This window comes from Bacillus sp. LQ16, assembly GCF_057784645.1.
The window spans coordinates 683836-705937 of the sequence record NZ_CM173491.1; the positions used below are offsets into that span (position 1 = coordinate 683836).

Below are 22102 nucleotides of genomic sequence, written 5' to 3' on the forward strand. Positions count from 1 at the left end.
GTTTATCCTTATTTTCCTCTAAATAGAATCTAAATCTTGCGATAATTAGATTTTTTATATTATTTTATCAGAAAAGTTTTAATTTTATATAGAAAATGTAATCGCTTTCGTGTATATTTTTATTATCAGAAAATTTTAATAAGACATAGGGGTATGGTAGGGGGAGGATTTAGATGCAGCAACCAACGAATGAGAAATTACATCGTACGATGAAGAGTAGACATTTATTTATGATCGCACTAGGTGGTGTAATCGGAACTGGTTTTTTCTTAGGTTCAGGTTACACTATTAATCAGGCTGGACCAGGGGGAGCCATCCTTTCATATTTAGTAGGCGGATTTATTATGTATTTAACAATGCTTTGTCTTGGAGAGTTAACGGTAGCAATGCCGGTTTCGGGATCTTTCCAAAAGTATGCAACGAAGTTTATTGGACCAGGAACGGGCTTTATGATTGGCTGGTTATACTGGCTTGGCTGGGCAGTAACAGTAGGACTAGAATTAACGTCAATCGGTTTAATGATGAAAAGATGGTTTCCAAATGTTGATGTTTGGGTATGGTGCCTTGTATTCGGCGTTATTCTATATGCGTCAAATGCTATCTCAGCGAAAAGCTACGCTGAATTAGAATTTTGGTTTTCTAGTATTAAAGTAATTACAATCCTTGCATTTGTTGTTCTTGGTGGTAGTGCATTATTAGGATTTATATCATATGACGGAAAAGAAGCAGCACCTCTTTTCTCTAACTTTGTAAGCGATGGTGGACTTTTCCCAAATGGACTAGCTGCCGTATTACTTACAATGATTACAGTTAACTTCTCGTTCCAAGGAACAGAGTTAATCGGAATTGCAGCGGGAGAAAGTGAAAATCCAGAAAAAACAATTCCACGTGCGATCCGTAATACAGTATGGCGTATTATGTTATTCTTCATTTTAACAATGACAATTTTAGTAGGATTAATTTCTTGGAAGGAAGCAGGCGTAATTGAAAGTCCATTCGTAGTTGTATTTGATAAAATCGGTATTCCATATGCAGCTGATATTATGAACTTCGTTATTATTACTGCGTTATTATCTGTAGCGAACTCTGGATTATATGCAGCGACACGTATATTATGGTCACTTGCAAATGAAGGAATGGCACCAACTTCTTTCAAGACAGTAAATAAACGTGGTATTCCAATTATAGCGCTAGTCGTAACGATTGCGGTAGCTGGATTATCCCTATTCACAAGTTTCCTTGCAGAAGATACAGTATACATGTACTTATTATCGATAGCTGGTTTATCGGCTGTTTCAAGTTGGATCATTATTGCTCTATCGCAACTTCGCTTTAGAAGTCAGTATATAAAAGGCGGAGGAAAGTTAGAGGACTTAAAGTATAGAACACCACTATACCCGATTGTTCCAATTTTAGCTTTAATTACAAATAGCATCGTTGTTATTAGTTTAGCGTTTATTCCTGAACAAAGAATGGCGTTATACTGTGGTATTCCATTTATCATTTTCTGCTATATATATTATTATTATATGAGTAAGAAACGGCAGAAACCGATGAAAGTGGAGATGGACAAAACAAATGAAACTAACAATCAAACACGATGATATAAAGGCAGATTTATCGTACGGTCAATTAGCGATTGGAAAAGAAAACGGGTATTCACCGTTACAATTACTCGTTTCTTCTATCGCAGGATGTAGTGCAATTGTCTTTCGAACAATTTTAGAAAAGAAACGTATTACATACGATACGTTTACAATTGAAACTGAAATTGGTAGAAGTCAAGCTTTATCAAAACCAGTTGAAAGTGTTCATTTGCACTATAAAATTAAAGCGGAAAACATTACAGAAGAGCAGTTGGACAAAGCATTACAGCTTGCAGTGAAAAATTGCACGATTGTTCAATCTGTAAAAGATAGTATAAAAGTTACGGAAACAATTGAACTAATAAAATGAAACATAAAAACGTGAGAGCCGTATTCTCACGTTTTTATGTTTTTAGAAAGAGGGGAAAGTGTAATGGACTGTTTAGGTTGTAAATTAGCAAACGAAGAGGAAAAAATATATAAAGTATATGAAGATGATTATGTAACTTGCTTTTTAGATCATGCGCCTTTCTACCCAGGGCATACTTTAATTGTGCCAAAGCAGCATGTGTTAGAGGTAGATGAATTAGATGATGTTGTAGCAAAATCGATTATGGATGCGTCTAAGATTATTGCAAAAGCGATTAAGTCATTATATAAACCAGATGGAATTACAATTTGTCAAAATGGTGGAATCTTTAACGAGTTAACACATTATCATATGCATGTCGTACCGAGATATAAAGAGCGCTCGTTTGCTGAGTTTTATACGGTACAACCGGGAGAAAAGCAGAATCATAACTTGGAAGAGACAAAGTATTTGTTAAAAGAAGCGATAGAGCAAATACTGCTTACTGAAAAGGCGTAAGAGGGATGTTCTTAATGGAACAGTCAGGAAAATTCTAATAAATAAAAGCCCAATTTCTCAGTTACAATAGAGAAATTGGGCTTTTGTTTATTCTATTATTAAATTTTATATATAAAAAGATTTTGCAGTGTCACAAAGTATAGCGCTCATTCGTTATATAGAGTGAGAGGAGGAATTATATGAAAGTTATAAATAACGATTATGAAAAGATGGAAGAGCTATATGAGTTGTATGAACAAAAAATTTATTATGTAGCGTATTCTATTTTAAATAATATTCAGCAGGCTGAAGATGCGGTTCAAGAGACGTTTATTACTCTTTATAAGAACTTGGAAAAACTTCATAGCTTGAACACGCAAGAGCTTAAACGCTATATTTTGAGGATCGCGAAAAATAAGGCGATTGATAGTTACCGGAAAAATAAACGACATGAAACATTTTTAGAAGAATATGAAAGAGAATCAATAGAAGCAGTAGATGAAAATATTGAAGAGTGGGAAAAACGTAAAATGTCTGAGGTTCAAATTGATACATTGCTAAAAGAGTTAAATGAGTCTAATAGACAGGTGTTTAAGTACAAAGTCTTCTATAACTTAACGTATCAAGAAATTTCAAGTGTCATGGGGATAACCGAGGCTACTGTCCGCAAGCAGTTTGAGCGCGCTCGAAAACGAGTTCAAAATATGATAGGAGGTATACAACATGACGAATTCAAAGAACTCCAAAGAAATGTATGATCTTTCCGAAAAGATTGCTTTAGATGATTTTGATAAACTCGAAGAACAACATGAATTTTCACATACATATACGCGCAAAAAGAAATTGTTTATGGAAGAAATGAAGTTGAAGGGCGAGCAACCACAGAAAAAGAGTAAAAGACATCGTATGTTAATCGCTGCTGCTTGCTTATTGATTGGTATGCCGACAACCGTTTTTGGTGCAGTAAAAGTCTATAATATGATTGTTCAAAAACAAAATTATGAAGTAAATGTGTCGGTAACAAATAAGGACACGAAAAAGGCTGATAAGTGGTATAAGCTAAAAATCGATAAATTACCAGAAAATATGGAAGCAATTGATGACTCTGCTATGAAATATTCATTTAAAGATAACGACGCAAATGGAGGCTTTTCATTTAGTCTTTGGAGAGTAGGGGAAAATGCGGACTTTCAAACTTTATATTCAAAAAGCTACGAAGAAAAAGAGATAGGTGGCAAGAAAGCAGTAATTGTTCATAAAGAAACTGGAAACAACAATGTAATGTTTGATAGGAAGGTCTTTCTCTTTTTTGAGAAAGAAGGGATTATGTTAGAAAGTTTTATTGGATCAGATATAAATGAAGAACAAATGATAGATGTCTTAGGGAATATTTCACTTGAGCCCACGTCAAAAGAAAAGGCATCACATATATCAAATTATGATAAAAAGTATTTTAGCCAAGCAGATGAACCTAAAAAACCTAAAGTGATTCCTTTGAAAAAAGATAGCAAACGACTATTTCATATAGGGCAAAAGGTTCCAGTAACGATATCTATGGATAACAGCCAAATTGAATATGTGATAGAAAAAGTTGAAGTTTTTGATTCGATTAAAGATTTTAAACAAGAGAACTTTAATGAACTTGGCCTAGGGATATTAAGCAAGAAGAAGGCTTTAGATCAGACGGGAAAACTGCTATCGTACAGACGGGATGTATATAAATTAGGGAATGGTAAAGATTCAATTGATACATTAGTAGATTCGCAATTAGTTAATGTTAAATTTGTCTACTTGACAACAACAGTGAGAAATATTGGTAAACAGGCGACAGAAGAAATCTATATGCATCCATCCATAAAGCAGCTTAAATTTGAAGGGAATGCATGGAAATACGCTAAAGAAGAGGGAATGGATGCAACGCGTATTATGACGGGTGAAGTGGATTATTTAGAACCTCACGGAGATGGAAAAAGCTTTTACAATATTGGCAGTATCACACCAGGACAAACTGTAAAGGTTAATCTAGGTTATTTTGTAGATGAGGATAAAATAGATTCAATCTTTTTGGATGCTTTCAATTACAGAGGGACTGGCGACACTGAAAATATGAATGCGAAACATCGTTGGTGGTTTGATATTCGTCAATAGTAACAACTGAACAAAAAAGCTGCTTATATTTAGCAGCTTTTTTCGTCTTCATACATATGTAAAACTTCTTTTGCGCGTATACGTAAACCATCTATCAATTCTTTCGGTTCTAAAACTTTTGCATCTTTTCCAAGCCTATAAAATAAAGGCATAATAAAATTAATTTCACCTTTATCAATTGTTGAATGTATATATCCTGTCCCATCCTCGTTTACTATAACGAATTCCTCAAGATAAGGAACGCTTTTACATTGGCGTACGCCTTCTGTTGTCAGTAAAACATGTAACTGAGTAGGACTGTGTACTACGTTAGAGTTAGAGGCAAACCACTCTTCTAAATTCATGAATGTATCCTCGTTTTCTTCCGTTGATAATATAGAAAGAATACGATCGATGCGATACAGTAATACTTTTTTCCTGCCATAGTCATAGGACGGTAAGTACCATAGCCCGTCATGAGAATATACACCGATAGGGTGAACATGTTTTGTTTTTATCCCCGATTTAGATTCGTATTGAAAGTGTAAATTTTTATTTTCAATAGCCGCGGTTAGCACTTCGTTTAAAAGGGGTGTATCAATTGCTCTCTTCGGATTCCAAAAGGCAATATAAGAGCGTATTTTATCAACTTTCGCTTTCGCATCATGTTGTAGAGAGCTATACAGTTTATGCGTAACGGAATTGATTTCTGTGTTAAAAGGTAAGTCTCGATAGTAACTTAAAGATTGAAAAGCAAAAAAGATGGATACTGCTTCTTCTTCGGTAAATAAAATAGGGGGAATGACTTTATTCGTTAATACTTTATATCCTCCATTACGACCTTGTTCAGCATAAATGGGTAATCCCATATCACTTAAATCTAAAATGTATCTATGAACCGTACGAACGGAAATATTAAATTCATCAGCTATTTCTTGCGCTGTAAATGCTTTTTTTGTAGAAGCAAATATAAGAATATCTAATAAGCGTTTAGCTTTTGACAAATGTATCACCTTTTTTCTTTTTAACATGACATAAATTGTCGTGTTTTATTGTTAGTATATTGTTTACATCATATGTTATCAAGATGAGATGCAAGGAGGAAAAGATATGTCACGTGAAATAGTTTTATTTATAGCGGCGAGCTTAGATGGGTATATTGCGAAAGAAAATGATGATTTAGAGTGGTTAATGGAAACGGAAGGAGAGGGAGATAACGGTTATACAGAAATGTACGAAACGATTGATACAATAATTATGGGAAAGAAAACGTACGATTATGTAGTAGAGCATACGGAAACATTCCCGTACTTAGATAAAGCATGTTATGTTTTTTCTCGTTCAGAAAAAGGTTCAGACGGAAACGTGGAATTTGTAAATGAAGATGTAGTGGAGTTTACAAAAAGGTTAAAATCGCAAGAAGGATCTAAAATATGGATGGTCGGTGGAGGGAGTCTACTGAGAGAATTCTTTAAAAATAATCTAATTGATGAATATGTTGTCACGATTACCCCTCACATATTAGGCTCAGGTGTCCCATTATTTAAAGAAAAGAATCCAGAAATTAATTTAACTTTAACGGATACGAAACGTTTTGGGCAATTTGTAAATTTATATTATAAAGTAAAATGATAAAGTGAAACTTTAATCAGTGGGGGTTTTGTTCATCTCCCACTGATTATTAGTTGAACCAATCGGGCTTTTACGGGCAGTTGATCCCCCACCTAACTTCTTTGCTTCCGCTGAATTTTGATGTAGGGGTCGTACTGCCCGTTAATGCGGGATAAAGAAACACGACTACTGATGATAGTCGTGTTTCTTTATAGATGGTAATGAAATTATAAAGCAAGACCCGTGATTGACTTCACTCGTTACTGTAATATTCCCGCCGTGTAGCTCTACAATTTCCTTCACGATAGAGAGTCCTAAACCAGTTCCGCCTGTAGATCGTGTTCTTGCTTTATCAACACGGTAAAAGCGGTCAAAAATGTGAGGGAGGTCTTCAGGCGGGATACCTTCGCCTTCGTCCTCAATTTTAATGGAAACACGTTTATGTTCCTCTATTACAGAAATATTGATATAAGAATGCTCCTTTGAGTGTCTATAAGCGTTATTTAACATGTTTACTATAACTTGTTCAAATCGCTGCTCATCTAAGTTTCCTAGCAGTGTAGGAGGACAAGAGAAAGAAACTTTAATGTATCTTTCTTTATACATGGCGTTTACTTTTTCAGCTATACGAGTAAGGAAGGTGTGTAAATGCACTTCCTTTACTTGAATAGAAAAGTTATGTTGTTCCATTTGTGCAAGTGAAAATAAATCTTGAACTAAGTTTGTAATGTAATCAGACTCATCTTTTATAATTGATAAATATCGCAAACGTTGCTCAGGAGGGGTGCTTTCTTTTAAAGCAATGTCAGCATAACCTCTTACGTATGTTAATGGTGTTCGTAATTCGTGAGCAACACTTGCTAGAAATTCACTTCGCTCTGTTTTCATATAATGTAAATCATTTGCGAGCGTTTGAATAGATGATGCTAGTTCACCAATTTCATCATTACGAGTAGTCGTTAACGAAACGGACAAATCGCCGTTACTCATTTTTTCAGTTGCATGTTTCATGTGTAACAATGGTTTTGTTAATAAACGTGATAATAGGAAAATTGTGATGACTGTGAGTAGAAACGTGATGGCACCAGCAATAATGAATTGTTTCGTTAATCCATTAACCAACTTTTCAATTGATTCTGTTCCAAGAAACATGTACACATAGCCTTCATGTTTTCCATCTACTACAATGGGGCTAACTGTACATATATAATTAGATGTTTTCCAATGATTTTCTATAATCGCTCCATTATGGTCTGTTCGAGTTTGCATTTTACTAATATGATCGTTTATAGTCGTGTTTATTTCGTTAGATTTAGCTAGTATTTCTTTATTTGCATTTGTAATAACGACAGTTGTTTCAGCTTCCGATTCCATTAATGCTACGTGAGAGATGGTTTGCTCATCGTAATATTTTTCAAGTACATCCCGGTGACTATTTCCTCGCTTTAATAAAGCCGTCATTTCTTCATTTACTCTAGTATTTACAAGACTATAATAGAGCAAAATAAAGAGAACACTTTCAATTAAAAGTGTAACAATTAAAAAATAAAATCCGAATTGAATTGAAATTCGTTTCATCGTTTTGCCCCTTACTGTTCAGTATCAATCCATCGATAACCTATTCCATACACGGTTTTTAAATGATGATCAATAGGGAAATGTGCTTTTCGCAATTTATCACGTAAATTACGAATATGTGAATCGACTGTGCGATCTTCTGTATTTGTGTTTAACCCCCAAATTCGTTCGATGAGCTGATCACGGCTTAATACGTAGTTCACATGGCGTAAAAATAATCCGAGTAAAGAAAATTCAATTGGTGTGAGAAGGAGTTCTTCATTATGGACAGAAACGAAGTGTTTTGTTTCATCCCATACAATACCGTGATATTGGATTTGTTTATGTTCATTTGTACGTCTTAAAACGGCTTCAATTCTTGCGAAAAGTTCTTCTTCATGGAAAGGTTTCGTTACGTAATCATCGGCTCCGAGTTTTAATCCTTGAACGACATCTACTGTTTGATCACGAGCTGTAACCATAATGATAGGAATGTTACTAAAAGATCGGATTTTTTTGCACGTTTCCCATCCGTCCATCTTTGGCATCATAATATCGAGTAAAACAAATTTAAAGTTTCGATTTTCTATATGTAAAATAGCTTCTTCTCCTGAAGTCGCACATACGCAGTTATATCCAATTGGAGTAAGATAAAGCGTTAATAATTCAAGCATTCTCGGTTCATCGTCTACGAGCAGTATATCAATCATAGAGAGCCCTCCATATTTATAATCGTTACTTAAAGTGTAATGCAAAATCATGAAGAAATGGTGCAGATTATGATGTGTCTGCATAATTTCTTCAGAATTGCTTGTTATTGTGGAGTTGAAATTACATTTTAGGTAATCATATTGGCTCAAAAATGATTAATACGGAGGCGGTATAGTGAAAAAAATGACCCGAATTTTTGGGATAACAATAATTACAGCAGTTGGTCTTGCTGCATGTGGGCAAACGAATACAGACCATAAAAACCATGAATCTACAAAAGAGAAGAAAACAGAGCAAAAGGAAATGAAAATGAATCAGGAAGTAACCGCGCCAAAAGAAATGAACCAAGGGGCATCGAATGATTTATTAACGACAAGTTTAAAAAATGTGACGAGGTTAAATACAAATGACCCCCTAAAAATGGCAGTGTTAACTTCGCAAACGATATGGCCAGCAACCCATAAAGAGAACCAGCCAGGTGCTGTTATTTTAGTACCAGTGAGCGAGTGGCAATTAGGTATTGCAAGTGCAGACCTTATTCATCATCCGAATAACGGACCGATTTTATTTATAGAAAAAGAAAAGATACCAGAAATGACGTTACAAGAAATAAAACGATTAAATCCAATCGGAACGAAAGATGGAACACAAATTATGGTGATGGGGGATGTAGGTACTAGCGCGCTTGAACAATTAAAAGGTTATAAAGTAAAACGAATAAAAGAAACGAACCCAGCTATATTTGCGAAAGATGTTGATAAGGAGTATGCCGATATAACAGGAAGCTATCCAAATAGTGTTATTATCGGTTCGTCTGCAGAAGAAGGACGTTTATATACAACCCCCGCTGTAAACTGGATTTCTCATATGCCGGAACCACTACTCTATACAGAAAAGAATAAAGTGCCAGAAGCGACAATAGAGGCATTAAAGATGAGAAAAGATAAAGCAAATATATATTTACTAGGACCAGAAAAAATCGTTTCAAAAGAAGTAGAAAAAGAGTTAAGCAAATACGGGAAAGTAACGCGTATTAGCGGTGAGACTCCAACAGAAAATTCTATCGCATTTGCGAAGTTTAAAGATGAAAAAACAAAATTTGGCTGGGGATTCACAAAACCTGGTCACGGTGTATCATTTGTTTCAAGCAAAACACCAGATTTAGCAGTTGCTGGGGCACCTTTTTCACATATGGGTAAACACGCACCTGTTGTCTTATTAGAAGAAGGGAAAGCTTCACAACCAGTGTATGACTTCCTTGCTAATATTCAGCCGAAGTTTAAAGATGATCCAACACTTGGACCATATAATCATGGCTTCTTATTAGGAAGTACGAGTGATATTTCATTTGAAACACAAGGAATACTAGATGAGAGGTTAGAAATTGTTCAGGAAAGTGGTCAAGGACACGGTGGACATTAACGAAATGAGAAAAGACGCTACTAAGGTAGCGTCTTTTTCTTTAGGAAACTTTTACATAGCAAAAAATCTTCTACTCGTTATATAATAGCTTTCGTGCAGTCGGCTAGATTTTCTTATGGAGAAAATCAAATTATAAAGGAGTAGAGGAGTGGTATTTTGTTTCAAACGATAAAAAATGACTGGTTTTCTAATGTGAGAGGGGACGTGTTATCAGGAATTGTCGTTGCTTTAGCATTAATCCCTGAAGCGATAGCCTTCTCTGTTATTGCAGGCGTGGATCCGACAGTTGGACTATACGCAGCCTTTTGTATTGCGGTTACCATTTCATTTGTTGGCGGAAGAACTGGAATGATTTCAGCTGCAACAGGTGCAATGGCATTATTAATGGTAACGCTTGTTAAAGATCATGGTTTGCAATATTTATTTGCTACAACAATATTAACAGGTATCGTCCAAATTATTTTTGGCGTGTTCAAACTGAGCTCATTTATGAAGTTTGTTCCGAAATCTGTTATGATTGGTTTTTTAAATTCACTTGGAATTTTAGTTTTTACAGCGCAATTACCGCATTTTAAAAATGCAACTTGGCAAATGTATGCACTCGTTGTATTAGGACTTGCAATTATATATTTATTTCCGCGTATTACAACGGTTGTACCTTCTACGCTTATTTCAATTATTATTGTGACGAGTATTGCACTTATGAGCGGATTACAGTTGAAAACAGTAGGGGATATGGGAAGCCTGCCGAAAGAATTACCGTTCTTTAGTATTCCTGATGTGCCATTTACATTAGAAACATTAGGGATTATTTTACCTTATGCGGTTATGCTTGCAATTATCGGTTTACTAGAATCATTATTAACAGCTTCAGTTTTAGATGATATGACGCATACGGAAAGTAATAAGCATAAAGAGGCACGCGGACAAGGGATCGCAAACATTGTTGCTGGTTTCTTCGGAGGAATGGCAGGATGTGCAATGATCGGTCAATCTGTTATTAATATTAAATCAGGTGGACGAGGTCGCCTATCAACATTTGTAGCGGGCGGATTTTTAATCGTATTACTATTCGTTTTAGGAGATTATGTCGTTCATATTCCGATGGCAGCTTTAGTTGCGGTTATGATTATGGTTTCAATCGGAACTTTTGATTGGAATTCTGTAGCAACGATTCATAAAGTGCCAAAAGGGAACGCATTCGTCATGATCGTAACAGTCGTGGTCGTTCTTATCACTCATAATTTGGGACTAGGTGTAATTATCGGAACAGTAATTAGTGCGGTTTTATTTGCATTCAATATGGCAAAGATTCACGTGAAACATTTATATATTGAAAATAAGAAAATATACGAAATTTACGGTCAACTTTTCTTTGCATCTACAGCCGATTTCATAACTAATTTTTCATTTAATGAAGATGTAAAAGAAATTGAAATGAATTTTACTCATGCGCACGTATGGGATGATTCAGCAGTGGCATCAATTGATAAAGTTATCATCAAGTATGAACAAAGTGGTGTGAAAGTAAGTATAACAGGATTAAATGAACGTAGCTCAAAACTTGTTGCAAATTTAGCTACTTATAATAAAAGAATTGCTAGTTAAAAGCCTCCTTTTTAGGAGGCTTTATTATATAATACGAGTAGGATAACGAAAAGGGGATTCAGCATATGTACAAACAAATTATATTAGCATGTGACGGTTCTGAACATGCACTTCGAGCAGCGGAACATGCAACATATATTGCGAAATGTAGCGAAGAAACAAATGTTGAAGTTGTGTACGTAGTAGATAATAGAACGGCAAAATCAGATATTATACAAGGTCAAACAGATTTAGAAACAATATCGGCTAGTCGAAAAGATAAATTAAAAGAGATTGAAGTTTTATTAAAGAAAGAGAACATATCTTATACAATTACGATATTACATGGTGATCCTGGAGATACAATTGTTCAATATGTAAATACAGGAGATATAGATCTTGTTATAGCGGGAAGTAGAGGATTAAATACACTGCAAGAAATGGTACTTGGTAGTGTAAGTCATAAAATAGCAAAACGAGTGAAATGTCCGGTGATGATTATAAAATAAAATGTAACTAAAGACCTTAGTATAGCTGAGGTCTTTTTTATGTATAAATAACTCTCATTTGTGGAAATACTAGATATATAAGTTGAAAAGATGTTAACTTACAAATTTGTAAGTTAGTTGTTAGAGAAATCGATGTTATGAAATTTTTCCCATTGGTAAAATAAAAGTATCAAAGGGGAGATAGGGAGGATGGAAGCAATGAAATCATTTCAAAATTTGTCATATAGTCAAGGGGTAAGCTTAATTTGTCTAGGAGGATTTGCTGGATCTGTTACGTTAGCTGTTTTAATAAAGGTATTTCATCAAATCTTTTAATATTAGAGTAGGGAAGGAATTGGTTGTTATAAATAGTAAGAAAAGGATTGTAAATAAAAAATAGCTCCTGGCATGTATCTCAGTGCCAGGAGCTATTTTATTATTTCTCTGTTTCTGCTTTATCGCTCGTTACGCTAACTTTACCCCACTTATATTGATCTTCTGGTGTATATTTGTAATCTTTTACGCGATTATTTACACCTTTTAGGTCAAATTTATAATGAAGTGGAATTAATGGTACTTCATCATGAACTAATTTTTGCCATTTATCGTAGACATCTTTACGGTACTTTTCATCAGCAGCTTTTGGAGAAATACCTTGTTTTAATAATTCTGTGTTTTTGTCAGTAGCCCAACGTGTGTAATTGAACGCTGCATTTTTAGCCCAAATACCAGAAGGATCTGGATCAGATGCAGTTCCCCAAGCTGCCGCAAAAAGATCAACTTTTGGATCATCTTTTTTAATCATATCGTAGAATGAGTTGAATTCATGTAAGCGACCATCAAGAAGCTCTACTTTTAGACCGATGTCTTTCCAAGACTGAATAAAGAATTTTGCAAGTGGTTCACTTACATCGCTACCACTCATTGATAAGAAATTAGCTTTAAATTCTTTACCATTCGGGTCTTCGCGGAATCCATCCCCGTTCGTATCTTTATAGCCAGCTTCATCTAATAACTTTTTAGCTTTCTCTACATCTTTATCATAGGCACCAATTTTATTGTTATGATATTTTGGTAGAGATGGTGGGATTGGTGAGTTAGCCGGATAACGTAGGCCGTGATATAATTTTTCGCCAATTTCTTTTCGATCAATAGCATACGCCATCGCTTGACGTACACGAACATCTTTAAATTTCTCCTTATCCATCACTACTTCTTCTTTTTCTTTATCCATATGGCCTAATTTAAAGCCGATATAACTATAGTATAAATCGGTTTTACCGACTAATTGTGCATTTTTTAATTTACTTACATTTGGATACTGATCTGCACTTACTTCAGCAATGTCAATATCACCATTTTTTAAGGACGCGTTAACAACGGAAGGGTTAACAACTTTTAAAACCATACTTTTCAGTTTTGGTTTTCCACCATAATAATCATCAAAACGTTCAAATTCAACAGATTCTCCTGGAGTAATTTTCTTCACTTTAAAAGGTCCGAAACCAATTGGGTTTTTACGGATTTTGTCAGATTCTGCTAATTTATCGATTGGTACATCTCCTAAATATTTCTTATGAAGAGGGTATGCCCAAAGCCCAGTTTTCACTGAAGGATTCGGCTCTTTAAATGTAATCGAAATTGTTTTTGGATCCGTTACCTTTATACCTGAAATTTTTTCGGATTTTCCATTGTGGTAATCTTCCATACCTTCAATCATTTGCATTTGAGTGTCATAGCGAGAACCGGCATATTTTTTACTACCAATCACTAGATAAGAGTATTCTAAATCCTCAGCAGTAACAGGGTTTCCATCATGCCATTTTACATTATCTTTGATTTTTAGTGTAATTGTCTTTTTATCTGCAGAAATTTCATATGTAGCAGCGCCATCATTTGTGTATTCCCAGTTTTCGTCATTTGATAATAAAGATTCATCGAAAATTGTAATGACTTGGTTATCAGGATCTCCTTCATATACAGCGAAATTTAAAAGTCCTTCAAATGGTGTGTTAGAAACAAGACCATATGTTAATGAACCATCTTTAATTTCCTTTTTATCATTTTTAACAGATGCACTAAATTTATTTGTATCTACTTTTTTTGTGCTGCTCGTTTTTTCACTACCACCACTGCCCCCACATGCTGAAAGTAGTAATGTTGAAACTGCAAGTGTACTTAATACTTTGAAAAACTTTGGCTTATTTGTCATTTCTTCCACCCCTTATCCCTTTCTTTGTCTTGCGTCGGCCGAACGGCGTAGCGCTTGACCAATAAAATTTATACACAGCATCAATGTTAAAATCATGATTGATGCGGGTAACCAAATCCACCATTTCTCTTGTAATACATCTGGATTTCTAGCATAACTAACAAGTGTACCAAGGCTTGGTGTACTTTCTGGTAGACCAAATCCTAAGAAAGTTAGACCAGATTCAATACCGATGTTTCCAGCAAGATTTAATGTAATGCTAACAATGATAATTGAACTTAAGTTAGGTAGTACTTGGAAAAGAATGATTTTCCAGTTTGGTGTTCCTAAAGTTTTAGATGCAGAGACATAATCGAGTTCTTTTTCAGTTAATACTTTTGAGCGAATTAATCTGGCTTTTCCTGTCCATAAGAACACGCTCATAATTAAAATGAAAGTGAAAATATTGAACGTAGGAACAAGTGTAATAAATACAATTACAAGCATTAAAAATGGTAAAACCATAACAAAGTCGATAACGCGCATAATGATATTATCAATAGTTCCTCCGAAATAACCGGCAATTAATCCAATTGAAAGACCAATTAAACAAGAAAGAATAGTAATTGCTAATCCAATTGTAAATGAGTTACGTGTACCAATAATAAGTTGACCGAAAATATCGCGTCCTCCGTAATCTGTTCCTAACCAATGTTCAGCAGAGGGAGGAGCATAAATAGCGAATAAATCAACTCGTACAATATCTTCTTGTTTCATAATAAAAGATGTTGCGTAGACTGCTAGTAATAAAATTGCTAGGAAAAAAAGTGAAAACATTGCTAATTTATCTTTACGAAGTTCTCGCCACATAATAGAGAAACCGGAAGGGCTTTTTTCGTAATGAATAACTTCAGTTTGTTTTTCGGGTTTTGCTAACATAATGTTTCTTCACCTCCATTAATCAATACGAATACGTGGATCGACGATGCTTAGAATAATATCTGAAAGGAGAGTTCCAAGTAACGTTGCAAATCCAGTAAACATAACGAGTGCAGTTATTACACTAAAATCACGTTGAGAAATAGATTGTATAAATAGTTGTCCAATTCCTGGATAGCTAAAAATACTTTCTAAGAAGATGGCACCGCCAACTAATCCTGTAATTTCATAGCCTAAGAAGGCTGCAATTGGTAAGAATGAATTTCGTAAAATATGTCTAGAATAGATTTTTGATTCTGGAACACCTTTTGCTCTTACTGTACGCACAAAGTCTTTATGTTTCGTATCAATAATTTCGCTTCGTAAATATTGAACAGTACCAACTGTTGCAATTAATGCCCCTGATAAAGCTGGTAGTAGCATGTGATTTAATTTGCTTAAATAGTAAGCAAATGTTCCTGTTGCAACTTGAGGATCTACGCTACCGCCGGTTGGGAATATTGCAAACTTAAATCCGAATAGGAAGAGCATAACGAGTGCAAATATAAATAGTGGTGTAGCAAAACCTAGATAGTTGTAAATGGTAATGAGTCGATCAGCCCATGTATCATTCCACCGCCCACTTATAACTCCTAGTGGTATGGCAATTAAATAAGTAAGAATAAGAATAACAAGTGCTAAAGATACTGTATTTCCAAGGCGTTCTCCAATTAACTCGGTTACTTTCATTTTGTGTGCATAGGAAATACCGAAGTCACCTTGGACTGCATTTTTAATCCAGCGAACATATTGTGTTGTAACTGGGTCATTTAATCCAAGCTTTTCACGTTGTTCTTCAATTACTTTTGGATCCGCTTTTGGATTCATTGCTCTGCCGGTTAAGGCATCGCCTGGCATTGCTTTAGCTAGTAGAAAGACAAGTATACTTAACACGAATAATTGCGGGATCATCACTAAAAATCTCCGTAATATAAACTTCCACATGTTTTATCACTCCCTTAAGGTAATGCCACCCGGTGTGTTGGCGAGATTGTTTTTAAATCGTAAGCACGACCATTTTCGTTGAAATAGTTTTCGTATGATTTTTCGTATTCAGCGCTTACTTCACGACGTAATTTACGTTGTTGTTCGCGGTTTTCAGGACGAATATCAGGAATAGCTGATATTAAGCGCTTCGTATAAATATGTTGTGGATTATTATAAATTTCTGCACTTGTTGCTTCTTCAACGATGCGTCCGCGATACATAACACCGATACGGTCACACATATGGCGAATTACGCCTAAATCATGACTAATAAATAAGTATGTTAGTCCGAGTTCAGCTTGTAAATCTTGCAAGAAGTTTAAAACTTGAGCTTGTACCGACACGTCAAGTGCAGATACAGGTTCGTCCGCGATAATAAGCTTCGGTTTTAATGTAAGTGCCCGTGCAATACCAATTCGCTGTCTTTGTCCACCAGAAAACTCATGTGGATATTTATAAACAGATTCTGGGTTTAATCCAACTATACTAAGATACTCTTGAACGGTTCTACGTTCTTCATCAGGTGAGAGCTTCTCAAAATTTCGAAGAGGTTCAGCAATAATATCGAGAACACGTTTTTTCGGATTTAATGATGAATAGGGATCTTGGAAAATCATTTGAATATCTTTTCGTTGTTCACGTAGCTCAGAGCGACTTAACTTTGTTAAGTCTTTATTGTTAAAATGAATGCTACCATTTGTCGCTTTCGTTAAATGCATAATTGCTTTACCTGTTGTTGATTTACCACTACCAGATTCACCAACGATTCCGTATGTTTCACCCGGTTGTAATTCAAAACTTACGCCATCGACAGCGCGCACGTAATCTAATGTGCGTCCGAAGAAACCACCTTTAATTGGGAAATGTACTTTTAAATCGTCTACTTTAAGCAGTGCCATGAGTTACGTCATCTCCTTTCTTATCTTGGAAGTTGAAATGCTTGTAGCAAGTACAACGTACCCAATGGTCTGGCTTTACTTCATGCAAAATTGGATTTTCCTCGTGGTGATCAGGTCTAATCCATGGAATTCGAGCTTGGAAACGGCAACCCGTGCGAGGCATCTTCGCCAACGAAGGAACAACCCCTTGAATCACGTGTAACTTTTCTTTTTCTGCATATGCAGACGGGATTGAATTTAATAAGGAACGAGTGTATGGATGAAGAGGATTATTAAAAATCTCTTCTACTGTTCCTGTTTCTACAACTTGTCCTGCATACATAACGACAATACGATCGGCGGTTTCGGCAACGACGCTTAAATCGTGTGTAATTAAGATGATGCCCATTTTTGTTTGTTCTTGAATGGATTTTAGTAAGTCTAATATTTGAGCTTGAATTGTTACATCTAGAGCGGTTGTTGGCTCATCTGCAATAATGAGCCCTGGCTTACAAGCAATTGCAATTGCGATAACAATTCTTTGTCTCATTCCGCCAGATAATTCGTGTGGGTATTGTTTATATGTAAGTTCTGGTTTTGGAATACCAACTTGATGGAGTAGTTCTAAGGTGCGTTCTTTTTTTTCTGTTTTTGAAAGGTTTGTGTGGTAATTTAAATTTTCTTCGATTTGTTTGCCGACCGTCATAAGAGGGTTGAGTGCTGTAAGGGGTTCTTGGAAAATCATTCCCATATTTGATCCGCGCACTTTATTCATCTCTGAGGCTGACATAGTCAGTAAGTCCTTATCTCTATAGTAAAGCTGCCCTTGTAATTTTGTATTTGCTTCATTATGCAATCGCATAATGGAAAGGGCAAGTGCACTTTTTCCGCATCCTGACTCACCAACGATAGCAACAATTTCATTTTCATGAACAGTTAAGGATACATCATCAACTGCTGCATGATATTGATCTTGTATACGAAAGGAAGTTTGCAAGTTTTCAATACGAAGAAGTGGATTCTTCATGGCTATCCCTCCATCTTTTCAGAAAAGACTAAATATTTTGTATGTTGTTGTTATTTTAATATAAATTGACAATGTTTGACAAGTATAAGTTGAGAAAATATTCAAAAATCTTTTTATACAAAAATTGAATGCAGTTGTAGTGGTAGGTGAAGTTATTTGAAAGCGTTAACATATATGTGAGAGGGAAATAAATCTTTTGTAGGAAAAAAGTATTATATGTAGAAAAAAGAGAGGCATTCTGGAAAGAATGATCTCTCTTTTTTTGATAAGTATAATATTTGTACTTAAGCTTGCTTTTGTTTTGTTGATCCTGTATTTAAAGTAAGGGCAAGGAAGAACATTGCAAGTATGCAAGATGCAAGTAATAAGATAAATCCGCCATCCCATCCGAATGCATCTACGATAAAGCCCATAGCGGCACTAGCGAAAGCAGCTCCGCCTAAGTAACCGAAGAATCCAGTTAAGCCTGCTGCAGTTCCAGCAGCTTTCTTTGGTGCTAAATCTAGAGCGTGTAGACCAATTAGCATAACCGGTCCGTAAATTAAAAATCCAATTGCGACAAGTGCGATACTATCAACCATTGGATTACCAGGAGGGTTTAACCAGTAAACAAGAACTGCGATAAATACACCAACCATAAATAAAATACCAGCAGGTGCACGACGTCCTTTAAATAGTTTATCACTCATCCATCCGCAAAGAAGTGTACCTGGAATACCAGCCCATTCATATAGAGCGTAAGCAGTACGTGAGCTACTATGAGTAAAGCTTTTTTCTTCTACTAAATAAGTAGGAGCCCAGTCTACAACGCCGTAACGTACGAAATATACGAAAACGTTCGCAATAGCGATGTACCATAAAAACTTATTGTTTAGTACGTATTTAAATAAAATTTCTTTTGCCGAAAGTTCGCGTTCGCGATCTTTTATTTTCTCATCTGGTGGATATTCTCCAGTATGCTCTTCAATAGAAGGTAGTCCACAAGATTGAGGCGTATCTTTCATCGTAATTAATACATAAATACCAACTAAAATTGAAAGAATACCTGGGAAGTAAAAAATACTTTTCCAGTCATTTGCAAAGAAGTATAAGCCTAATGTTACAAGAGAAGGCATGAGCGCGCCGCCGACATTATGAGCGACGTTCCAAATAGACATTTTTGTACCACGTTCGCTAATAGAGAACCAGTGAACCATCGTACGACCACAAGGAGGCCATCCCATACCTTGTACCCATCCATTTAAAAACTGAAGTACAAACATAAGTATAATGCTCGTTGTAATGAAAGAAAATGAGCCGAAAATAATATTAATGATACCTGATAAAAATAGCCCAGCTGCTAAAAAGTAGCGAGGATTACAACGATCGGATACGATACCCATCAAGAATTTACTTAATCCGTAAGCGATAGATACTGCTGAAAGGATAACCCCAAGTTCCCCTTTACTAAAGCCTTGTTCGATTAAGTATGGCATTGCTAGTGAAAAGTTTTTTCGAACAAAGTAGTAACCTGCATAACCGATGAAGATACCTAAGAATACTTGTAAACGTAATTTACGGTATTCGCTATCAACGCGATCAGCTGGTAAGCGTTCCGCGTGGGGCGCAGGTTTAAATAATTGTGTGAAAAACATAAAATGAAAATCCTCCCCTAATTAATTCGAAGCGTTTTAAGACAGAGAATATAAAAAGGCCATGAAATATAAAAAAGTTTCCTTTTTTATGATTCATAGCCGTGTACTCCGTTTCTCCGTGACTGTCAATATTAACTTCGTCGAAAATTATACAACTTTGTGACAAAAATGTAAACGTTTTTATGAATAAAAGTATTGACGGATTTTGTTCGCGGGATTAATATTTAAATACGTTAAATATTTTATTGTTTAAATAAGAGGTGGATAACATGCCAAATGATATGACGCATATCGATAAAATTCAAGCTCTTGCCTTTTCGATTGGAAAGAAAATGCAGACGGAGTTATTAGAACAAATGCAAGCAACAGGACTTACACCACCGCAGTTTTATATTTTAAAGATTTTAGATCATTATGGGGCTTCAAGAGCGACAACATTAGCAAAAAAGATGTATGTGAAGCCTAGCGCGATTACAGTGATGATTGATCGTCTAATCGATCAAGAACTTGTAGAACGCTATCACGACAAAGATGACCGTCGTGTTGTCATCATCGAGTTAACGAAAAAGGGGAAAGCTAGAGTAGAAGAGGCAATGACAGCTCGCAACGAGCATATTGCAAAATACTTTTCACATTTAGAGTTGCAAGAAAGAGAAGATTTATTACGTCTCTTTGAGAAGTTAGAAACCATTATTTGCGGGACACAAGAGAAAAAAGAGAATAACTAAGAGGAATTGAGGAGATTACATGGAGCAACAAGAAAATCAAAATAGAAAGTTGTTGTTAATCGGTTTAGTAATCGCGATGCTATTTGCTGCATTAGATGGAACAATTGTTGGTACAGCAATGCCACGTATCGTCGGTGACCTAGGCGGATTAAGTTTAATGACATGGTTAACGACAGCTTATATGTTAACATCAACGACAGTTGTACCAATTGCAGGTAAATTAGCGGATTTACTTGGTCGTCGTAACGTATATATAACAGGGCTAGTTATTTTCATGATTGGTTCGGCGTTATGTGGTATGGCGAATGGTATGACAGAATTAATTATTTTCCGTGGTATTCAAGGTCTTGGTGGCGGTATTATGATGCCAATGGCTATGATTATTATTGGAGATATGTTCACGGGAAAAGAACGTGCGAAATGGCAAGGTATTTTTGGTGCGTTATACGGTCTTGCTTCTGTAATTGGACCGCAAGTTGGTGGTTGGATTGTAGATGCAGTGAACTGGAGATGGGTATTCTACATTAACTTACCGGTTGGTATTTTAGCAACAATCTTTATTGCAATGGGATTAAAATCACATAAACAAACAGGACCAATTAAAATTGATATCGCTGGAATCTTTACGATGATTCTAGGTGTTGTAAGTTTATTACTTGCGCTAACGTTTGGTGGAAAAGATTATGCATGGGATTCTTGGCAAATTATCGGTTTATTCGCACTAGCTGTAATTGGTATCGTTAGCTTTGTTATTGTTGAAACGAAAGCTGAAGAGCCGATTTTACCAATGCATTTCTTTAAAAATCGCACATTTACAATACTGAATGCGATTGGATTCTTTATGAGTATTGGAATGTTCGGCGCGATTATGTTCGTACCATTCTTCATGCAAGGTATTGTAGGAGTAAGTGCTGCTGAATCAGGAACAATTATGACTCCAATGATGATTACAATGATTGTAATGAGTATTATCGGTGGGCAACTTGTATTAAAAGTTGGTGTAAAACCACAAATTATCGTAGGTATGCTTATTATGGCCGGTGGTTTTTGGTTATTAACAACGATGGATATGCACACAACGAAGCTTACAGCTACTTCTTATATGATGGTTATCGGTTTAGGAATGGGTCTTGTAATGCCGACATTAACATTAGCGTTACAAGAAAGCTTCCCGAAAAAAGACCTTGGTGTCGTAACGTCATCAAGTCAGTTCTTCCGTCAAATTGGTGGAACATTTGGTATTACAATTTTAGGATCAATTATGAATAACACTTCAGGTACAACGTTAACAAATAAATTAGTACCTGTATTAGATACATTCCCGAAAGAAGCGGGACAAATGGTAACGAAATTTAAAGATATGATTCACACAGATCCACAAGGTTTATATTCGATGCTATTTAGCCCAGAGGCATTAAAACAAATGCCAGAAGCGTTTGCTAACAGCATTGTACCTATTTTGAAAAACTCTTTAGTAGACTCGCTTCATACTGTATTCTTAACAGGATTAGTATTTATCGTAGTAGGTGCCATCTTTACGATTTTCTTACAAAAAATTAAACTATCAGATCGTAAAAAAGATGCTGAAGAGCCTGCTGTTGAAGAAAAAGAAAAAACTGTATCATACTCGTAATGAAGAAGCATCGCCTTATGGCGGTGCTTTTTTGAGTATAACCTTAAAAGCTTTTTAGTGAGAAATGATTGACGTATTTTTAGAAATACGTTATATTATTTTCTGTAAAC

21 protein-coding genes are annotated in these 22102 nt (G+C 35.5%); 12 read left to right on the top strand and 9 right to left on the bottom strand.

The window, feature by feature from the left end; genetic code table 11:
* Nucleotides 1-173 precede the first annotated feature (173 nt).
* The 5 genes from AC3EMB_RS03400 (at nucleotide 174) to AC3EMB_RS03420 (ending at nucleotide 4581) form a co-directional block, all read left to right on the top strand.
* Nucleotides 174-1604, top strand: a complete 1431-nt coding sequence (locus AC3EMB_RS03400; RefSeq protein WP_488517463.1) for an amino acid permease — start codon at nucleotides 174-176, stop codon at nucleotides 1602-1604.
* Nucleotides 1579-1956 (top strand): OsmC family protein, encoded by a 378-nt coding sequence (locus AC3EMB_RS03405; protein WP_488517464.1) that lies wholly within the window; start codon nucleotides 1579-1581, stop codon nucleotides 1954-1956. The genes AC3EMB_RS03400 and AC3EMB_RS03405 overlap by 26 nt, the downstream gene beginning before the upstream one ends.
* Nucleotides 1957-1992: 36 nt before the next feature.
* Nucleotides 1993-2454, top strand: a complete 462-nt coding sequence (locus tag AC3EMB_RS03410; protein ID WP_366987453.1) for an HIT family protein — start codon at nucleotides 1993-1995, stop codon at nucleotides 2452-2454.
* 179 nt (nucleotides 2455-2633) lie between these two features.
* A complete protein-coding gene (locus AC3EMB_RS03415; protein ID WP_423098123.1) occupies nucleotides 2634-3191 on the top strand; it encodes an RNA polymerase sigma factor in 558 nt (185 codons plus the stop codon).
* Nucleotides 3157-4581 carry an anti-sigma factor gene (locus AC3EMB_RS03420; RefSeq protein ID WP_488517465.1) on the top strand — a complete coding sequence of 475 codons (1425 nt, stop codon included), beginning with the start codon at nucleotides 3157-3159 and terminating at the stop codon, nucleotides 4579-4581. The genes AC3EMB_RS03415 and AC3EMB_RS03420 overlap by 35 nt, the downstream gene beginning before the upstream one ends.
* A gap of 29 nt (nucleotides 4582-4610) precedes the next feature.
* On the opposite strand, the gene AC3EMB_RS03425 is transcribed toward AC3EMB_RS03420, so the two are convergent.
* Nucleotides 4611-5591: a helix-turn-helix transcriptional regulator gene (locus tag AC3EMB_RS03425; RefSeq protein ID WP_423098125.1), complete on the bottom strand. Its 981-nt coding sequence runs from the start codon at nucleotides 5589-5591 to the stop codon at nucleotides 4611-4613.
* A gap of 79 nt (nucleotides 5592-5670) precedes the next feature.
* Here AC3EMB_RS03425 and AC3EMB_RS03430 point away from each other — a divergent pair, with 79 nt between their 5' ends.
* Nucleotides 5671-6192 carry a dihydrofolate reductase family protein gene (locus AC3EMB_RS03430; RefSeq protein ID WP_366988143.1) on the top strand — a complete coding sequence of 174 codons (522 nt, stop codon included), beginning with the start codon at nucleotides 5671-5673 and terminating at the stop codon, nucleotides 6190-6192.
* Between the two features lie 165 nt (nucleotides 6193-6357).
* Here the strand turns inward: AC3EMB_RS03430 and AC3EMB_RS03435 are convergent, their stop codons facing one another.
* Together AC3EMB_RS03435 and AC3EMB_RS03440 are read right to left on the bottom strand one after the other, a co-directional pair.
* Nucleotides 6358-7749, bottom strand: coding sequence for a sensor histidine kinase (locus tag AC3EMB_RS03435; protein ID WP_366988142.1), 1392 nt, complete (start codon nucleotides 7747-7749; stop codon nucleotides 6358-6360).
* Nucleotides 7750-7760: 11 nt separating this feature from the next.
* A complete protein-coding gene (locus tag AC3EMB_RS03440; RefSeq protein ID WP_029441565.1) occupies nucleotides 7761-8438 on the bottom strand; it encodes a response regulator transcription factor in 678 nt (225 codons plus the stop codon).
* 175 nt (nucleotides 8439-8613) lie between these two features.
* Here AC3EMB_RS03440 and AC3EMB_RS03445 point away from each other — a divergent pair, with 175 nt between their 5' ends.
* The 4 genes from AC3EMB_RS03445 (at nucleotide 8614) to AC3EMB_RS03460 (ending at nucleotide 12272) form a co-directional block, all read left to right on the top strand.
* Nucleotides 8614-9861 (top strand): cell wall-binding repeat-containing protein, encoded by a 1248-nt coding sequence (locus AC3EMB_RS03445; RefSeq protein WP_488517466.1) that lies wholly within the window; start codon nucleotides 8614-8616, stop codon nucleotides 9859-9861.
* A gap of 156 nt (nucleotides 9862-10017) precedes the next feature.
* The gene (locus tag AC3EMB_RS03450) at nucleotides 10018-11469 is read left to right on the top strand and encodes a SulP family inorganic anion transporter (RefSeq protein WP_488517467.1); all 1452 of its coding nucleotides are present in this window, start codon (nucleotides 10018-10020) and stop codon (nucleotides 11467-11469) included.
* Nucleotides 11470-11534: 65 nt separating this feature from the next.
* The gene (locus AC3EMB_RS03455; RefSeq protein WP_000278001.1) at nucleotides 11535-11957 is read left to right on the top strand and encodes a universal stress protein; all 423 of its coding nucleotides are present in this window, start codon (nucleotides 11535-11537) and stop codon (nucleotides 11955-11957) included.
* 198 nt (nucleotides 11958-12155) lie between these two features.
* A complete protein-coding gene (locus AC3EMB_RS03460) occupies nucleotides 12156-12272 on the top strand; it encodes a DUF4027 family protein (protein WP_002094283.1) in 117 nt (38 codons plus the stop codon).
* A gap of 100 nt (nucleotides 12273-12372) precedes the next feature.
* Here AC3EMB_RS03460 and opp4A read toward each other — a convergent pair whose 3' ends face one another.
* From opp4A to glpT, 6 genes are all read right to left on the bottom strand, one after another.
* Nucleotides 12373-14148: an oligopeptide ABC transporter substrate-binding protein gene (gene opp4A, locus AC3EMB_RS03465; RefSeq protein WP_098235138.1), complete on the bottom strand. Its 1776-nt coding sequence runs from the start codon at nucleotides 14146-14148 to the stop codon at nucleotides 12373-12375.
* 12 nt (nucleotides 14149-14160) lie between these two features.
* A complete protein-coding gene (locus tag AC3EMB_RS03470) occupies nucleotides 14161-15066 on the bottom strand; it encodes an ABC transporter permease (protein WP_064532043.1) in 906 nt (301 codons plus the stop codon).
* An 18-nt stretch (nucleotides 15067-15084) separates the two neighbouring features.
* Entirely contained in the window at nucleotides 15085-16050 is a 966-nt protein-coding gene (opp4B, locus tag AC3EMB_RS03475) for an oligopeptide ABC transporter permease (RefSeq protein ID WP_064532045.1), read from the bottom strand.
* Between the two features lie 14 nt (nucleotides 16051-16064).
* A complete protein-coding gene (locus tag AC3EMB_RS03480; protein WP_090978408.1) occupies nucleotides 16065-16991 on the bottom strand; it encodes an ABC transporter ATP-binding protein in 927 nt (308 codons plus the stop codon).
* Nucleotides 16978-17997, bottom strand: coding sequence for an ABC transporter ATP-binding protein (locus tag AC3EMB_RS03485; RefSeq protein ID WP_488517468.1), 1020 nt, complete (start codon nucleotides 17995-17997; stop codon nucleotides 16978-16980). Before AC3EMB_RS03485 ends, AC3EMB_RS03480 begins: the two co-directional genes overlap by 14 nt.
* Nucleotides 17998-18281: 284 nt before the next feature.
* Entirely contained in the window at nucleotides 18282-19631 is a 1350-nt protein-coding gene (gene glpT / locus AC3EMB_RS03490) for a glycerol-3-phosphate transporter (protein ID WP_000466388.1), read from the bottom strand.
* A gap of 269 nt (nucleotides 19632-19900) precedes the next feature.
* Here glpT and AC3EMB_RS03495 point away from each other — a divergent pair, with 269 nt between their 5' ends.
* Entirely contained in the window at nucleotides 19901-20359 is a 459-nt protein-coding gene (locus AC3EMB_RS03495) for a MarR family winged helix-turn-helix transcriptional regulator (protein ID WP_001132365.1), read from the top strand.
* 19 nt (nucleotides 20360-20378) lie between these two features.
* Nucleotides 20379-21992 (top strand): MDR family MFS transporter, encoded by a 1614-nt coding sequence (locus AC3EMB_RS03500; RefSeq protein ID WP_488517469.1) that lies wholly within the window; start codon nucleotides 20379-20381, stop codon nucleotides 21990-21992.
* Nucleotides 21993-22102 lie beyond the last annotated feature (110 nt).

Bases quoted from the DNA above. Each gene is read 5' to 3' on its own strand.
- AC3EMB_RS03400 (WP_488517463.1), top strand. From the start codon at position 174: ATGCAGCAACCAACGAATGAGAAATTACATCGTACGATGAAGAGTAGA.
- AC3EMB_RS03405 (WP_488517464.1), top strand. From the start codon at position 1,579: ATGAAACTAACAATCAAACACGATGATATAAAGGCAGATTTATCGTAC.
- AC3EMB_RS03410 (WP_366987453.1), top strand. From the start codon at position 1,993: ATGTTTTTAGAAAGAGGGGAAAGTGTAATGGACTGTTTAGGTTGTAAA.
- AC3EMB_RS03415 (WP_423098123.1), top strand. From the start codon at position 2,634: ATGAAAGTTATAAATAACGATTATGAAAAGATGGAAGAGCTATATGAG.
- AC3EMB_RS03420 (WP_488517465.1), top strand. From the start codon at position 3,157: ATGACGAATTCAAAGAACTCCAAAGAAATGTATGATCTTTCCGAAAAG.
- AC3EMB_RS03425 (WP_423098125.1), bottom strand. From the start codon at position 5,591: ATGTTAAAAAGAAAAAAGGTGATACATTTGTCAAAAGCTAAACGCTTA.
- AC3EMB_RS03430 (WP_366988143.1), top strand. From the start codon at position 5,671: ATGTCACGTGAAATAGTTTTATTTATAGCGGCGAGCTTAGATGGGTAT.
- AC3EMB_RS03435 (WP_366988142.1), bottom strand. From the start codon at position 7,749: ATGAAACGAATTTCAATTCAATTCGGATTTTATTTTTTAATTGTTACA.
- AC3EMB_RS03440 (WP_029441565.1), bottom strand. From the start codon at position 8,438: ATGATTGATATACTGCTCGTAGACGATGAACCGAGAATGCTTGAATTA.
- AC3EMB_RS03455 (WP_000278001.1), top strand. From the start codon at position 11,535: ATGTACAAACAAATTATATTAGCATGTGACGGTTCTGAACATGCACTT.
- AC3EMB_RS03460 (WP_002094283.1), top strand. From the start codon at position 12,156: ATGAAATCATTTCAAAATTTGTCATATAGTCAAGGGGTAAGCTTAATT.
- opp4A (WP_098235138.1), bottom strand. From the start codon at position 14,148: ATGACAAATAAGCCAAAGTTTTTCAAAGTATTAAGTACACTTGCAGTT.
- AC3EMB_RS03470 (WP_064532043.1), bottom strand. From the start codon at position 15,066: ATGTTAGCAAAACCCGAAAAACAAACTGAAGTTATTCATTACGAAAAA.
- opp4B (WP_064532045.1), bottom strand. From the start codon at position 16,050: ATGTGGAAGTTTATATTACGGAGATTTTTAGTGATGATCCCGCAATTA.
- AC3EMB_RS03480 (WP_090978408.1), bottom strand. From the start codon at position 16,991: ATGGCACTGCTTAAAGTAGACGATTTAAAAGTACATTTCCCAATTAAA.
- AC3EMB_RS03485 (WP_488517468.1), bottom strand. From the start codon at position 17,997: ATGAAGAATCCACTTCTTCGTATTGAAAACTTGCAAACTTCCTTTCGT.
- glpT (WP_000466388.1), bottom strand. From the start codon at position 19,631: ATGTTTTTCACACAATTATTTAAACCTGCGCCCCACGCGGAACGCTTA.
- AC3EMB_RS03495 (WP_001132365.1), top strand. From the start codon at position 19,901: ATGCCAAATGATATGACGCATATCGATAAAATTCAAGCTCTTGCCTTT.
- AC3EMB_RS03500 (WP_488517469.1), top strand. From the start codon at position 20,379: ATGGAGCAACAAGAAAATCAAAATAGAAAGTTGTTGTTAATCGGTTTA.